At 63.1% G+C, this 15,747-nt stretch carries 12 protein-coding genes; 3 read left to right on the top strand and 9 right to left on the bottom strand.

Translation table 11 applies throughout. From position 1 onward, the window contains the following. The coding region (locus VG320_RS03480; RefSeq protein WP_327198766.1) for an oligosaccharide flippase family protein at window positions 1–666 on the bottom strand (666 nt) is incomplete at its 3' end. Window positions 667–732: 66 nt separating this feature from the next. Next, window positions 733–2,913 (bottom strand): hypothetical protein, encoded by a 2,181-nt coding sequence (locus VG320_RS03485; protein ID WP_327198775.1) that lies wholly within the window; start codon window positions 2,911–2,913, stop codon window positions 733–735. A 410-nt stretch (window positions 2,914–3,323) separates the two neighbouring features. Between VG320_RS03485 and VG320_RS03490 the strand changes: the two genes are divergently transcribed. The 3 genes from VG320_RS03490 to VG320_RS03500 are packed head-to-tail and all read left to right on the top strand — an operon-like array spanning window position 3,324 to window position 6,460. Further along, a complete protein-coding gene (locus tag VG320_RS03490) occupies window positions 3,324–4,424 on the top strand; it encodes an acyltransferase (RefSeq protein WP_327198767.1) in 1,101 nt (366 codons plus the stop codon). Window positions 4,425–4,467: 43 nt separating this feature from the next. Continuing rightward, the gene (gmd, locus tag VG320_RS03495; RefSeq protein WP_327198768.1) at window positions 4,468–5,511 is read left to right on the top strand and encodes a GDP-mannose 4,6-dehydratase; all 1,044 of its coding nucleotides are present in this window, start codon (window positions 4,468–4,470) and stop codon (window positions 5,509–5,511) included. Next, on the top strand, window positions 5,498–6,460 hold the full coding sequence (locus VG320_RS03500) for an NAD-dependent epimerase/dehydratase family protein (protein WP_327198769.1): 963 nt from the start codon (window positions 5,498–5,500) through the stop codon (window positions 6,458–6,460). Before gmd ends, VG320_RS03500 begins: the two co-directional genes overlap by 14 nt. 79 nt (window positions 6,461–6,539) lie before the next feature. On the opposite strand, the gene VG320_RS03505 is transcribed toward VG320_RS03500, so the two are convergent. From VG320_RS03505 to VG320_RS03535, 7 genes are all read right to left on the bottom strand, one after another. Further along, window positions 6,540–7,697 carry a glycosyltransferase family 4 protein gene (locus tag VG320_RS03505; protein ID WP_327198770.1) on the bottom strand — a complete coding sequence of 386 codons (1,158 nt, stop codon included), beginning with the start codon at window positions 7,695–7,697 and terminating at the stop codon, window positions 6,540–6,542. A gap of 25 nt (window positions 7,698–7,722) precedes the next feature. Next, window positions 7,723–8,922 (bottom strand): glycosyltransferase family 4 protein, encoded by a 1,200-nt coding sequence (locus VG320_RS03510; RefSeq protein ID WP_327198771.1) that lies wholly within the window; start codon window positions 8,920–8,922, stop codon window positions 7,723–7,725. Further along, complete coding sequence (locus tag VG320_RS03515) at window positions 8,919–10,448, bottom strand: O-antigen ligase family protein (protein ID WP_414695958.1); 1,530 nt, start codon at window positions 10,446–10,448, stop codon at window positions 8,919–8,921. Before VG320_RS03515 ends, VG320_RS03510 begins: the two co-directional genes overlap by 4 nt. A gap of 8 nt (window positions 10,449–10,456) precedes the next feature. After that, entirely contained in the window at window positions 10,457–11,608 is a 1,152-nt protein-coding gene (locus tag VG320_RS03520; RefSeq protein ID WP_327198772.1) for a glycosyltransferase family 4 protein, read from the bottom strand. 77 nt (window positions 11,609–11,685) lie between these two features. Further along, window positions 11,686–12,612, bottom strand: coding sequence for a glycosyltransferase family 2 protein (locus VG320_RS03525; RefSeq protein ID WP_327198773.1), 927 nt, complete (start codon window positions 12,610–12,612; stop codon window positions 11,686–11,688). A gap of 17 nt (window positions 12,613–12,629) precedes the next feature. Beyond that, window positions 12,630–14,861, bottom strand: a complete 2,232-nt coding sequence (locus VG320_RS03530) for a polysaccharide biosynthesis tyrosine autokinase (RefSeq protein WP_327198777.1) — start codon at window positions 14,859–14,861, stop codon at window positions 12,630–12,632. Between the two features lie 48 nt (window positions 14,862–14,909). Next, window positions 14,910–15,747 (bottom strand): polysaccharide biosynthesis/export family protein (locus VG320_RS03535; protein WP_327198774.1); only part of this gene is annotated, 838 nt, incomplete at its 5' end.

A 15,747-nucleotide genomic window follows, 5' to 3' on the forward strand; every position in this document is an offset into this window, starting at 1 on the left:
CTTCGCCACGCCGAATTGCGGCGGCATGATGCGACGGATTTCCAATACCTTCAATGCGGAACGGCCCAACAGAATCGCGGCGAGAATTCGCGCGAATACCGCCGCAGCCAGCACGTTTTGCAACGTCGCGCCCATCCACAACGCTGCGCCGAGCGGCAGCAACTGGAACAGGAATGTGCCGATCGTCTGATTCGTGTTGTAGACGCCAAATCGTTCAGCGCCGTTGATCGCCCCGGCGAACACCCAAGACACGTTGGCAATCGGAATCGCCACCGCGAGCCACGGCAGCGCCATATAGACCTCATGCTGCAACTCGGGCGACACCTTGGTGAAGTACGCGGTGTACAGAAACGCGCCGAAATAGATGATCAGGCCGCCGATCACACCGGTCGCGAGGTTGAGCCACGTCGCGCTCCAGAACACGCGCGCGCTCTCGCCCTTGTCGCCCGAGGCGCGCGCCTTCGAGATGAGGTTCTGCGCGGCCATGATCATGCCGAGATCGAGAATCCCGAAGTAGCCGATCAGGGTCCAAACGAGACTGATCACGCCGTAGGGCTCGACGCCGAGCAGCTTGATATACGACGGCACGGTCACGAGCGAGACGAAAGTCGGCAGCACCAACCCGAAGAAGTTGATCGCTACGTTCTTGAGAATGCCTTTGTCCATCGGATGCCTTGGGTTTGACTACATTTGCCTGGTATTGCGAAGAAAGCGGTCATGCCATTCGTTGTGTCATGGTTTCCAGCGATACATCATCACTTTCCCGCGCGCGTCTTCTTCGACGAACACGAGGTACTCGCCATTGCTGCGCTTCGCGGCGCTGATGCCGTTGGGTACGTCGACCCAACCCGACGCGCTGCCCACTTCCGGGCCTGGACGGATCACGCCGAGTTCCTTGCCAGTGTCCTTGTCCCACACGTGCACTGCGCCGACCGGCTCGACGCCGAAGAGGTATTGCCCTTCAACGGTGAGGCCGATGATCGTGGCGATAGGCTTGGTTTGCGTCGTCCACGGCAGCGTGATCGAATAGCGCTGCACCGGATTGCCGCTCGACCATTTGTCATAACGCACCAGCACGCGGCCCACTTCTTTCCAGAAGCCGCGATCCACCGGCGTATCGGGCGTATAGCCGGTCACATACATCGTGTCGGTGTCGGGCTCGTAGATCGCGCGATGCAGTTCGGTGAACGGTTGCGGCACCGGGTACTGCGTCAGGTTCGAATACGAATAGATGGGGTTGCCCTTCGCATCGAGTCCGCCGAAACGGAAGCGATAAATGCCCTTGTTATCTCGGGTGCGCCAGATATCGCCGGCGCTATCGACCCACCAGCCCCAGCCGCCCGCGAGCTTCGTGCCGCTCGTGTTGAGCGTGAATTCGTCCGTGTTGAACTTGCCGTCGCCGTTCACATCGCGCCAGATCCAGTCGCCGCCTGGCGGCGCATTCGGCACGTGCAGGACCGGACGCTCGCGCCCCGCGATGAAGCCCGATGGAATCGCCACTTCGCCGTCGCGCTGCGCGTCGAAGCGATAGATCTTGAGATGGTCCGCGTACATGTCCGTCAAGAACAGGAACGTGTGGCCGTTCAAAGAACGCGCAGTCGGCAAACCGGGCCATTGATCCGTATGGAATACGGGGTCGTCAGGGTACTTGAACCGATTCGACAGGAATCCTGCATATTTCCAGTCCTGACCCGGTGGCTTCGACAGATCGAGTTCGAAGCGCTTGTTGCCCGTATAGACGCTATTGGGCCGCGCCGGGTCCACCCAGGCGCCATCCACGAACAGCAGGCCTTCCAGGTTCCAGAGACGCTTGCCCGCAGGCGTGTAGCTTTCGAGCGTCGCGCCCAGGCCGGCGCCGATAGTGTCGTGACGCGGCCCGATGCCGTTGGTCGAAACGTAGATGTTGCCCTTCGCATCCGTGCCTACGCCGGTCAGGCCATTGAAGCGGCCGGGACCGGGGCGGCCGGCCACGCCGGAGAAAATTCCGCCGCGCTCGCCCAGCGTGCCGCTTTGCGTGTAGCCCTTGCCGCTACGCGAATAAATGAGGATCTGCTGACGCGGCCCGTTGTCTGCAACCAGAATGCGTTGCGAAGGATCGACCGCCAGATCGACGGCCACCGAGTCGCCGGGCAACTCGAACGTCTCACCCAGCGGCTTGCCGTCGGCGGCATAGTGCGCGACGCGCGGCGCACGATCGGTGGCGGTGCCCGTGAGCACCCAGAGCGTGCCATCAGCCGCAAGGGCGATACGGCCCGGCTCGTGCACGTCGAACTGCGACTTGCGCTGCATCGAGTTCGCGTCATAGACCTCGATGCGGTTCATCGCCGTATTGCTCACGTACAGCAACGTATCGGTTGCGGCGAGGCCGCCAATGCCCGGTTGCGTGCCGGTCGGCACGTCGGCGATCTTGAGGAAAGCGCCCGCAAGCTGCGCATGCGGATTGAGCGGCTGCGGGGAGGCCTGGAAGGCCGCGGCGCGCTTTGGCTCGTCCAGCGGTCTGCGCGTGATGCCAAACCACTGGCGGCCCTTATCCGGCCAGATGCCGCTGCCGACCAGATGGCCCTTTTCGTTGCCCACGCCGACCGCCGCATATAGATAGCGATGATTGACGGCCACTGCGTTGCCGCCCTGCCCGCCCCACCCGTGCGTGCCGCCGGCAAAGCCGAGCGCCTTGCCATCCTGATACGCGCTGATTTCGCCGCCGCTCTCGTCCCACGGCGCGTCCGTATAGACCTTGCCTTCCGGCGTGACGGCAATCGCGGTGACGTTGATCTGCATCCACGTCCCCTGTCCGTAACCAAAGCTGTTACCGATCCACGAGGACGTCACATTGAGTTGCGGCGCGGCAATCGTCTGCACCGAAGAGGTACAGGCGAACGCGCTCAGCGCGGCAAGCGCCAGCGTCCTGCGCATACGGCGACCGGGAATCGGAAACGGCAAGGCAATTCCTCCGTGGTGACGGCAATCTGGCTGGATCATGCCGTACATTTCCGGATAAAAATGGCCCCACAAAAACCGAAAATAATTCAAAAAAATTCAATGTTTTTTGATGTCTTTTGAACGACTTACAGCGTAAATGCGAAATAAATGGCGCAGCGCAGCAACCGCCCGCCTCACAAGGCAATCCGGCTGTTTTCACGCACTCTGATAGAGGAAATATTTTCCGGACTGACTCTGTAATTAGCCGAATTTACCGAATCAAAATCCCATTCATTTTTAAATCGGCATGCCGATATATTTCGATTTTTTGAATCGGTTTTTGCCCATTAAATTCTTTCTAGAATCGATCGGACTGTGCATGCATGCAAACCACCGGATAGCCGATGACCGTCAACAGCCTCGCCAGCCCACCGCCACAACACGCTCACCGCATCGTCCAGCTGGACGGCATGCGGGCCATTGCCGTGCTCGCCGTGTTCGCGCAGCACGCCTTGCGCGCGCCGCTCTGGATGGGCGTCGATCTGTTCTTCGTGCTGAGCGGCTTTCTCATCACCGGCATCCTGATGGAGCGCAAGGCACGCGGGCAGTCGTATTTCAGCTACTTTTACGCGCGCCGGGTGCGCCGTATCCTGCCGCCGTACATCCTGCTGATGATCGTTTCATCGCTGCTGTTCGGCTTTGGCTGGGCGCAATACTGGCCGTGGTACGCGTTCTTTGCCACCAATATCGGCGACGCGCTCGGCCAGAGTGGACATGACAGCCTCAATATCCTCTGGTCGCTCGCGGTTGAAGAGCAGTTCTATATTTTCTGGCCCTTCGTGGTGCTGTTGCTGCCGCAACGTTTGCTGGCCGTGGTGGCCGCCTCGTTGATCTTTATCGTGCCCGTGCTGCGCGCCATCGCGACGCCATGGTTCGCCACCTACTGGCCGATCTACTATCTCACGCCGTTTCGCATGGACCTGCTTGCGGCAGGCGCCCTGCTCGCCGTGCTCGTGCGGCGCGACCGCAATGCGCTCGAACGCTTCAAACTGCCCGCGGCAATATTGTTTTTCGCGGCGCTCGCCGTGCTAGCCTGGCTGCATCTGCACTATCCGCGCTTTCGCGGCATGAATACGCCGCTGTCGAATGCCCTGCTGTATAGCGTTTCGCTGGTGCTGTGCACGTCGGCGGTGGTGTTCGCGCTGCAATCGAAAGGCATCGTCAAGCGCGTGCTCAGCCATCCGGTGCTCGTCTATATCGGCACCATCAGCTACACGATCTACCTGATTCACCTCACGATTCTTTACGCGGTGTGGCCTCTCCACTACAGCCGCCCGGTGAGCGCCGCCATCGCGCTCGCCATCACGCTCGTCTATGCAAGCGCGAGCTGGTTCCTGTTCGAAAAGCGTCTCACGCGCGGCCCTGCCCGTCGCGAGGCCCTCGCAACTCCGGTTCGCAACACGGTAAGCGAAGCAATGAGCACCACCACCAGCTCGCAGTCCTGAAAGACCGATTCCACATCATGTTCGCTACTTCAAAGGCACACATATGAACGAACGACGCAAAGCGATCATCACCGGCGTATCCGGCCAGGACGGCGCATATCTGACCAAACTGCTGCTCGACAAGGGCTATCAGGTGGTCGGCACTTATCGGCGCACCAGTTCGGTCAACTTCTGGCGCATGAACGAACTCGGCGTCACCGATCATCCGTCGCTCGAACTCGTCGAACACGATCTCACCGATGCAGGCTCGACGATTCGCCTGCTCGAGCGCGCCCAGGCCGGCGAAATCTACAACCTCGCCGCGCAGAGCTTCGTGGGCGTTTCGTTCGATCAGCCTGTGACCACCGCAGAAGTCACCGGCATCGGCGCGCTCAATCTGCTCGAAGCGATTCGCGTGATTAATCCGCGTACGCGTTTCTATCAAGCCTCCACTTCCGAAATGTTCGGCAAGGTGCAGGCCGTGCCGCAACGCGAGGACACGCCGTTTTATCCGCGCAGTCCGTACGGCATCGCCAAGCTGTTTGCGCACTGGTCCACCGTCAATTACCGCGAGTCCTACGATATCTTCGCGACCAGCGGCATTCTCTTCAATCATGAATCGCCGCTGCGTGGCCGCGAATTCGTGACGCGCAAGATCACCGACGCCGTCGCCAAGATCCGCCTGGGCAAGCAGAGCGTGCTGGAGCTGGGTAACCTGGACGCCAAGCGCGACTGGGGTTACGCTTCCGAATATGTCGAAGGCATGTGGCGCATGCTGCAGGCCAACGATCCGGATACCTATGTGCTCGCAACTGGCCGTACCGAGACCGTGCGCGATTTCGTGACGATGGCCTTCGCCGCTGCCGGTTATCAGCTCGAATGGTCGGGCCGCGCCGAACGCGAAACAGGCGTGGATATCTCGACGGGCCGCACGCTGGTGCGCGTCAGTCCGCGTTTTTACCGACCCGCCGAAGTCGAACTGCTGATCGGCAACGCCGACAAGGCGCGCAGCAAACTCGGCTGGGAACCGCAAACCTCGCTTGAACAACTCTGCCAGATGATGGTGACGGCAGACCTTGCACGCAACGAACGACATGACACGTTCTGATTCTTCCAGCGCGGCCCCGGCGCCGCGCGCGCTCATTACCGGCGTGAACGGCTTCACGGGCCGCTATATGGCTGCGCGTCTGGCGGCCGACGGTTACCGCGTCTGGGGCACCGTGCGCGCCGGTGAAGCCGATAACATCGGCCTTCTACCGGGCGACGCAACGCCGCTGGCCGCCGATCTGCTCGACCGCGAGGCGCTTGCGCACGCGGTCGAAACGGCGCGGCCCGACGTAGTGGTGCATCTCGCGGCGGTCGCCAACGTGGCCGATGGCGATGTCGCGCGCACTTACGTGGTCAACGTGGTGGGCACGCGCAATCTGCTCGATACGCTCGCGCATCAGCGTCATGTGCCGCGTGCGGTTCTGGTCGCCAGCAGTGCGAACGTCTACGGCAACGTCACGCCCGGCATCATCGACGAAACCGTCGCTCCCCAACCCGCCAACGATTACGCGGTCAGCAAGCTCGCGATGGAATATGTCGCGAAGCGCTGGAACGCGCAGTTGCCGCTGGTAATCACGCGCCCGTTCAATTACACGGGCGTGGGCCAGAGCACCGACTTCCTGTTGCCCAAGATCGTCGAGCATTACGCGCGCGGCGATCGTTCGATTTCACTCGGCAATACCGATGTGAGTCGCGATTTTTCCGATGTGCGCGATGTGGTCGATGCCTACGCGAAGCTCATCGAAGTCGCGCCGCGCGGCAAGATCGTCAATGTCTGCTCGGGCACAGGCTGGACGTTGGGTGAATTGCTGGCGACGCTTGCGCGTATCGCGGGCTATGCGATCGAAGTGAAGGTCGATCCGCGTTTCGTGCGGGCGAACGAGGTGCGCCATCTGGTTGGCTCGAATGCGAAACTGCGCACGCTGGTGGGCGAAAGCGAACGCACGTCCATCGAAGAAACCCTGCGCTGGATGTACGAGGAAGCACGCAAACGTCTGCGCCCCGCGTGAATCACTGTAGCTCGTTTATTTGTCGCCGCCCTTCCGGGCGGCGATTTCGTTTCAACGCTTGATTGCCTCGATGCGCAACTCAATGCGCGGCAATCGCTTCGGCGTAGACATCGGCCACGCGCCTTGCAATTACCGCATTATCGAAGTGCTCGCGCGCGTAGCGTTTGCAGGCTTCTTCGTCCGGCAGCTTGATGCGGCCCGAGAGCGCAGCGTCGATACCTTCGGCAATCGCCGCCGCGCCCGTTTCAGGTAGCACGAGATCCGGCGACAGTCCCGCCACCGCTTCCGGCAGGCCGCCCACCGGCGTCACCAGCACCGGCGTGCCGGCGGAAAGCGATTCCACGGTAATCAGGCCGAAGCCTTCGAGCGCCACCGTCGGCACGATGCTGAGCGTCGCGGCGCGGTAGAGCGACGGCAGATGCGCGTCGGGTACGAAGCCCAGCAGTTTGACGTTCCCGGTGAGGTCCGCTGCCTCGATACGCTGTTGCAGTTCCGCTTCCAGCCGTCCGCGCCCGGCAATCAGCAGCAGAATATCGGGGTGACGCTGCTTGACCTGCTTGACCGCATCAATCAGATCTTCCAGGCCCATGCGACGCACAAGCCGGCGCACGGCCAGCACGATCGGCCGGTTCTGCGGCAATTGCAGACGCAGACGCGCCTCGCCCTGCGAGCAGGCCGGGTCGAAATGCGCCGTATCCACGCAGCCCGGCACGATCCGCACACGCTCGGGCGGAATCGCATAGCGCTTCGTGAGAATGTCACCGAAGGCCTTCGACAACACGATCAGTCGCGACGATCGTTCGTACACCGATTGTTCCAGCGAATGCTTGATGCGCTGGCTCAGTGTGGCCGCGCCTTCGACAAAGCTTTCGTCGGCCCACGGTCCCTGAAAATGCGAGACCTGCGGAATGCCGCGCGTGACGTCAAGGCCCGGAAAGGTATACAGCGCGAAATGCGAGGAAATCACATCCGGGCGATGGCGGCGGATTTCGGTGCGCAACGCGCGGCGCGCGTCCATCAAGCGCAACGGCAACGCGCGCGCCGCCGAGCCGAAGCCCTGGATCGCGCCGCCGCTATCTTCGGCCACCTTGGGCGAGCCTGCCACGACACCGCGCACATGCACGCCCGCACCCGGCAGCGCGCCCACGAGCGAGTAATACATGCGGTCGAGGCCGCCGGCGCGTTCGGGGAACCAGTGCATGCCGATCTGTAGCGAATGGATGGAATGTTTCGTCATCGCATGTCCTTGTGATTCAAACTTGTTATGCAACGTTGGGCGCAACGTGTTCCGCGTGTTCCGACTGCGAATCGTTGTGCACCGCCGCGCCCGCTTCCCCGGCGAGTTGCCGGTAAAGCGCGATGTATTGAGCGGCCATGCGCGCCCAGCCGAAGCTGCAGGCCAGTTCCGCTGCGGCCGCGCCCATTGCGACACGGCGCGGGGTATCGTCGGCGAGTTGCTGGATCGCACCGGCAAGCGCACGGGCGTCGTCCGGATCTTCCAGCACGATGCCGCAGTCGGGCGTGATGATTTCCGCGCCGCCTGCCGTGCGAGCGGTCACCACCGGCAAGCCCGACGCCATCGCCTCCAGCAGCGAAAGGCTCATTGCTTCGTAGCGCGAAGGAAAAACATAGCTGTCGACGCTGCGCATCAGCACCGGCATTTCGCGCACCAGACCGAGAAAATGCACGCGCGAGGCAATGCCGAGTTCGCGCGCCATCTCCGGATACGGACTGCCGGGCAGATACCCCGCCACGGCCAGATGCACATGCTCGGGCAACTGCTTGAGCGCGTGCAGAACTGTGCCAAGATTCTTGCGCGGCGTGCGCAGATCGCCCACGAATAGCAGCAGGAATTTATCGGCGGGGAGTTCGAACTTCGCGCGATCGGCAACAGCGCCGGAGAAGCCGCGCGTATCCACGCCGTTATAAATCACGTCGAGCCGTTCGAGCGGATTGCCGCCGCAAGCGCGGATTTCATCGGCGACCTTGCGCGACACCGCCGCGATTACGCGCGAGCGCCGGTAGGCCCAGCGCTCCAGCACCGCATTCGCACGCGTATAGACGAACTGGTATGCCGACCACACGCCACGCGTGAGACCGAACGGGTAATACTTGCTGCGCGCCCAGCCGCCGTGCACGAAGTGCGCGGTATTGACATCGGCCTGTGCCCAGGTAATGAAGCCATTCACATGCAGCACGTCGTATTCGCGGCGATGTCGCTTGAGCCAGAGCGCGCTGCTGAGCGCAAAGACCTGCTGACGCAACAGATTCGTCGGCCACAATTTAGACGGTTGCACGCGCACCCATTTCACTTTCGGATGCGCAAGCAGTTCCGGCGCGACGTGCGAAGCCACCAGCGTGACCTCGAACCCTTCGTCGAGCGCCGCGCGCGCGATTTCGTGGTTGACGCGCCCCTGGCCGTCGTTATGGCGCACCACGTGCGTGACGATTGCGACTCTCAATCGGAGACCTCCGTTGTCGGGGAATTGCCTGGGGTAATGTCTGGAGTACTGCCGCTGGCCTGACGGCGCGTCATCCTGCGCCAGTGCCCAGCGCTGAGAATGGAAAAAACACTGGAAAACAGCAGCAGGCCGCCCGTGCCCACTAGCGAATTGGTAAACACCAGCATCGCGAAGATCGACACCATCAGGCTGAGGCACGCGCAGACATAGCGGTCATCGGGCATGCGCAGCGCCACGCGCACCGCGCGCGCCAGCAGCCACAGCACACCCGACATGTACATCAGCGTGCCGGGCCATCCCAGCACGAACGGGATATTCATCACGCCGCTATCGAAGCTGCCGTACTGGCCAAGCTGGCCGTTGCTGCTGGAGAGCTTGGTCGACGCACCGGTCGCGCCCAGGCCCTCGCCCGTCACGTCGGTAAAGGCCGTTTTGGCGAAGTCGGCGTAGAACTGGTTACGCGCCTCGTAGCTCTGGTCGTCGCTCAGGTTCACGAGCGTATTCAGACGCTGCTGCATGCGGTCGGCAACCGGGCCGAAGGTCAGCAGTGGTACGCAAATGCCCGCGAGCACGAACGCGCTCACGATAATGCGCACACGCACCTTGTTGCTCGACTTCATCAACTGGATCACCATCGCGATGGCCCAGCCGCCCCACGTCGAGCGCACCAGCGAGAGCGCGAACGAGAAGAAGCCGAACGCCGCCGCAATCCAGCGCACGCGATGCTTGCCCGCCATCACCAGCACCATGGCACCCATCATCGCGAAGGCGAATGGACCCGACGAATTCATCGTGCTGAACACCCGCACGCCGAGCGGCACCGGGTCGCCCTGCGAATTCATGTCGGAGCCGATCATCCACATTGCGTCCCACGGCGGCATGATGAAGAACTGCACCAGGCCGTACGCACCCATCACCAGCATGCCGTAGATAAAGGTATTGACGATGGTGTCGCGGCTTTCTTCGTACTGGCGCGTGAGCACCATGATGTGAAAGCCGATCAGCAGCGGATAGACCCAGTTCGCCAGGTCGAACACGGCCGCGGCCGGCCCGTTCGCCACCACACCCACGACAAAGCCATAGCCGATACCGAGCAGCGCGAGCAGCAGCGGCAGGCCGCGACGTTGCGCAAGCACAGGGTAATAGCGCAGCAGCGACAGCCCGCTGATCATCGTGACCGCGAGCGGCGCGACCTGAATCAGGCTGGTGGGCGTGAAGCCGCCCTTGCCGTAATCGGCGAGACGGCGCACCTCGGGGCTCAGAAACCACAGCCACCACATGAAGCCGATATAGCGCACCGGATTCACAAAATAGAGCCACAGGCCGGTGGCGATCGCGAGAACCGGGAACGCGAGCGTGAGCACCGAGCCCTGATGCGCGAGGATCAACAGCGCAGTGAGCGTCCACAGTGCGATGACCGGCAACGTATCGCGGCCCATCGCGCGGCGCAGGCCCGATTTCTGGGCGCGCTGCGCCGGTGGCGATGCAGCGCCTGGCGGCATGGGACTGGGAACGGTAGACGGCATGCGCATCATCACATCCCGCGCGGCAACTGGCCGCTCGCGCCTGCCGCCATCGTGGCGCGCGTGCTGGTTTGCGTGCGCGGATCGCGTTCAAGCAGCATTTCGCGCGTGAGCTGTGCGTGCTGGCGTGCGTAATTCTCGGTCGTGAGGTCGCGCGTATTCAGTTGTTCGCAGGCCTCACGCGCCTGCGCGAGTGCGCGCGCGGGATCGTCCACGAGTGCATTGACGGCGTCGCGCAACTGCTGTGCGTTAAATGGCTCGATATAGAACGCGGCTTGATCGTCGAAGTAATCGTCGAGCGCGCCCACTTTCGTGACGATCATCGGCTTGCCGAGCGCCGCCGCTTCCAGCATCACGGTGATGCCCGAGGCGTGCGTGTTGGGACGCAGCGGCACGACGATAATATCGGCCCAGTCATAAAGCGCGTGCTGCTGCTGGATGCCGGAGACGCGCACGATCTCCACGTTCGCCGCGCGCGCCGAGGCCGGCATGCGCCGGCGCGTCGCGATCCGCACTGCGTAGCGCGCGTCGTCGCGCAAGGCGGCCACCAGCGTGGTCCAGTCGCGGTCGCGATCATTGCCTATCGCCGCCACGCGCACGGGCGTATGCGGCTTCCAGTGCGAAGGCGGACAGAGCGGGAAATCCAGTGTATTGAGCCCGTAAAGCAGCGGCGTTGCCGCGCGGCCGAAATAATCCTTGCACAGCGCCGCGTTTTCGCTGGCGAGCGTGGTGAGGCGGTCGGCACGCGCAAGCAGACGCTTATAGAAGGCGCGGCGCAGGCCGCCGTAGCCTTGCCAGCGGTCGAGCAGCCAGACGCTTTGTGCGAGCAGCAGAGGCCGCGCACCGCCCTTTTTCGCCTGCATCAGCAGCACGAGCGCCACGGCCAGATGCTCCTGCTCTGTGTGCGTCCAGATCACATCCGATTCGAGCATCGCGCGGCGGTTACGCCAGGCGTGAATAAAGTCGAAGCCGAGCGCCGCCTTCAAGGCACGGCGCACGAAACGCACGGGCTTGCCTTCGCGCGCATCGTGTGCGTAATTGAGCGAAAACTCCGCCGATTCGGCGTGATGGTAGCCATAAAGCGAGCCGATATTCTCGCCTTTGCGATAGTGGCGCGGATCGGCGCCGTAAAACAGGTGCACGTGGACGTTCGTACTGCTCATTCGGGGTCCTCCGTAAATTCGTGTGCGCTCGCGTCGATCATCGATCGACACGTGAAGCGCGTTTTCGGGCAGCTTCGTCAGGCCATCGCCCGACGCGCTTCGCGCGCGCCGCCGCGTACCGCGCGCCAACGCGCTAAAGCCACGCCCACGGAACCCGAGCGCACCGCGCTCAAGCCCGTGAGCAGCAGCCCCGGGTAGACGCGCGTGCCGACCAGCGCCCACCACCACCACGCGGTTTCGCGGTGCAGCGGCGCGAGATGGCCGCGCAGGATCAGATGGAAATTGAAGGCGCCGTTGCGGATCGAGGCGAGCGTCTGCGCATTGCGCGGATCTTCGCCGGGACGCGGCGCGGGATAGTGATCGACGGCGACGAGCGGGTCGTAGACGAGCTTCCAGCCCGCGCGCTTCACGCCCATGCTGAAGGCCATATCGTTGTGTGTCTGGGCGCCGGTGCCGCGCAAACGGCGGTCAAAGCGCAGATCGCCGATGGCCGCACGCCGGTAGCTCATATTGGCGCCCTTGAGCAGATCGACTTCGCGCGCCTCGCCCACTCCCAGATGATGGTTGCCGACAATGCGCCCGGTGCGCTGCACGCGCCCCACCAGTTCGCGCTCGCCATCGAGCACACGGCCTTCCTCATGCACCCAGTCGCGCCCGCCCAGCGCACCGAGTTTCGCGTCGGCTTCGAAATGCGCGGCGATGCGTGCAACCCAGTCGGCGCGGGGCGCGGCGTCGTCATCGGTGATGGCGATCACATCGCCCGTTGCCGCCTCCAGGCCACGATTGAGCGCGGCTACCTGGCCAGGTTCGTCGACCGTCGCCACTTCCACGTTGAGCACGCGCGGCGTCACGTGTTCGGCCAGACACGCATGCGTGGCGGCGTCGTCGGCGCGCGCCACCACCACAATCTGCTCGGGCGCGCGCTGCTGGCACAGGAGTGCCGAAAGACAGCGCGCCAGATCTTCAGGACGCCGATACGTCGGCACGAGCACGGTCACTTTCATCGCGTGGTCTCCCTTCATCAGGCGCTCAGGTATTCCTGAACCGCGTCGTAGCCATAGCCGTAGCTGCCGCGTGCGCGCGCCGGCACGCCGTTGAAGACGCCGCCCGTCACACGTACGCCCGCATTGCGCAGACGCTTGAGCGTATCGGCGATCTCGCCTTCGGTATGCATGCCCGAACGCAGCACCACAAAGGTCGAGCCCGCATGGCCGCCGATGATGGCGGCATCCGTCACGGCCAGCACCGGCGGCGTATCGACAAGCAGAATGTCGTAGCGCTTGGCAAGGCCATCGAGGTATTGGCCCAGACGCGGCGACATCAGCAACTCGGACGGATTAGGCGGACGGCGGCCGCACGAGATGAAGTGCAGGTTATCCACTTCGGTCGCACGAATAGCCTCGTCCAGCGCGATCTGTCCAGAAAGCAGTTCGGAAAAGCCGTTTTCCTGCGGGCCGCCCAGATAGCGTTCGAGCGCGCCACGGCGCATGTCGCCGTCGATCATCAGCACACGCTTGCCCGAGTGCGCCAGCAGCACGGCCAGATTCGCCGTGAGAAAACTCTTGCCCACGCCCGGCACCGAGCCGGTCAGCGCGACCACATGATTGCGCGCATCCATCACGCTGAACTGCAGCGAAGTACGCAGCGAGCGCAGGCTTTCAACCGTGAGATCCTTGGGCGCCGCATTGGCCAGCACTTCACGCAAACGCGTGCCGCCGCGCACCGGCGCGCGCTTTTCGAGCACCGCCTGTTCGGCCGAGAGCGGCACGAGGCCATACACCGGCAACTGGAAATTACGCTCGATGACGTCCGGATCGACGATGCCCTTGAACATGTTCCGGCGCATCAGCACGAAGCCCGTGCCCAGAATCAGACCCAGCATCGTGGCCGCCGAGATGATCAGCAGCTTCTTCGGCTTGGAGGGCTTGCCCGGGCGCATCGCCGGATCGACGATATGCACGTTGCCGCCCGTGCCCACGCGCTGCACGGAAAGCTCCTGAATGCGATTGAGCAGCAGCACGTAGATGTCTTCCGCCACCTTCGCATCGCGTTGCAACTGCACGGCCTTCACTTCGGTCGCCGGCAGATCGCGGAACTTGGTGTCGTACTTGGCGCGCTCGCCTTCCAGTTGCGCGAGCTGCTGGCGCGCCGCGATCAGCACCGGATGCTGGTCGCCAAAGCGCTGTTGCAGCGAGGCAATCTGCAATTGCAGCGCCGAAATCTGCTGCTCGTATTGCACACTGCCGTCCAGATAGATCTTGGCTTCGTCGCTGGCGTTGATCGAACCCGACTTGCTCTGATAGGCGGTAAGCGCGGCTTCGGCATTTTCGAGGTCGGACTTCAGACGCGGCTGTTCGCTGCGCAGGAAGTCGAGCATCTTGCTCGCATCGGCCTGCTTGGTGGCGACGTGTTCGCGCAGATACGACTGCGCGACGGCATTCGCCACCTGAGCGGCGTGATCGGGATCGTTGTCTTCGAGCGAGATGTCGATCACGCCCGTCTGCTTGCCCTGCTCCTGCACCTTCACGGCGTTCTGGAAGCCCGTGACGGCGTCCAGATCGTTCAGGCGCACCACCGTGAAGCGCGTGCCGGGGCGTGCCTTCAGATCGCTCACAAGCATCGTGACGCCGCCGCCCTGCACCTGCTGACCAACCGTGCCTTCGACCAGACGCCCGCCATCGGGACCCGAAATCACAAAGCGATTGTCGTCGAGCGCAGTCAGCGTGAGCTTCTTGCCTTCAAGCTCAGGCGACACTTCGATCGAATCCACATTGGCGACTTCGCCGCCCCATGCGTAGCTGCCCAGGCCAAACCACGCACGCGAGGGCGTGCCCGGCGTCGCCAGACGCGCGGCGAGGCTCCCCACCACCGGCAAGGTGACCGGCGAGACCGTGAAGTTCAGCTTGAACTGCTTGACGACCGGCTCGAGCACGCTGCGGCTCTGGATCATCTGGATTTCGGCATCGGTCGGCAAGGAGCCTTGCTGGCCGTTCGAAATGTTGGCGCCCGACTGCGTTTGCGTCAGCGCCTGCGAGGTGTAGTCGGCCTGCTCGACGCGCACCTGCGTGTCGGCGGTATAGACCGGCTTGGCGACGAAGCAGTAGAACACGGCGCAGCCCACCACCACCGCCGCGATCGCGATGAGCCAGCCGATGTCGTCGATGATGACGCGCAGCAACTGGCCGAGGACGACGTCCTCTTCCTCTGTGCGGGCCGCCGGGGCCGCCTGACTGTTGGCTTGAATGCTCACGATTCGATCCCGTAGTAACTCGTGTTGCGAGGAAGGAATGACCGCACGCTGTTAGCGCGTGATCTGCTTCAGGTAGAAGACCGTCTGCACGGTCGGCAGAACCTGCTGCAACACACGGTTGAAGGTGGTCGAAGAGGCCGTGCCGACGTACACGACATCCAGCGGCTTGAGCTGGAATTGCGACGACAGCATGATCGCGTCGGGCTTGGTCATGTCGAGGCGGTAGATCTCCGGCTGGGTCGGATTACCCTTCATGCCGCGCATCACGAAGATCTGGCGCGGGTTCGCGTCGGTATCGAGAATGCCGCCTGCCGCCGTGAGCGCATCGGCAATGGTCAGATTGCCGCGAATCAGACCGGTTTGCAGCGGCGTTTTCACTTCGCCCATCACGAATACTCTGCTATCCGAACGATCCGGCACATTAACGATATCGCCGTCCTGCAGCATCACGTTCTGCGTCGCGTCGCCAGAATCGAGCATGCGATTGGCGTCGAGCGTATAGAGCTTGCCGTTACGCGTGAGACGCACGCGATTGATGTCGGCGTTGTCAGTGGTGCCACCCGAACGCGTGATCGCGTCGACCAGCGACAGCGGCACGTCGCTCATCGCCAGCGGACCGGGCGTCTTGACGTCGCCCGTCACCTGGATCTTCTGGCTGCGATAGGCGAGCACGCGCACGTCTACCTGCGGATTCTTGATATACGGCCCGAGTCCTGAGGCGAGCTGGTCGCGCAACTGGCCCGGTGTCTTGCCCGCGGCCATCACACGGCCCACGAACGGAAAGTAGATCGTGCCGTCCTTCGCGATGGTCTGCCCGTAAGGGTCAGACTGACCGGAGAGCGCATTGGTGTACGGCTGCGTGAGCGCCTGCCCCACCGTCTGCGTGGTG

It is taken from the genome of Paraburkholderia sp., from assembly GCF_035948235.1.
Classification (GTDB): domain Bacteria; phylum Pseudomonadota; class Gammaproteobacteria; order Burkholderiales; family Burkholderiaceae; genus Paraburkholderia.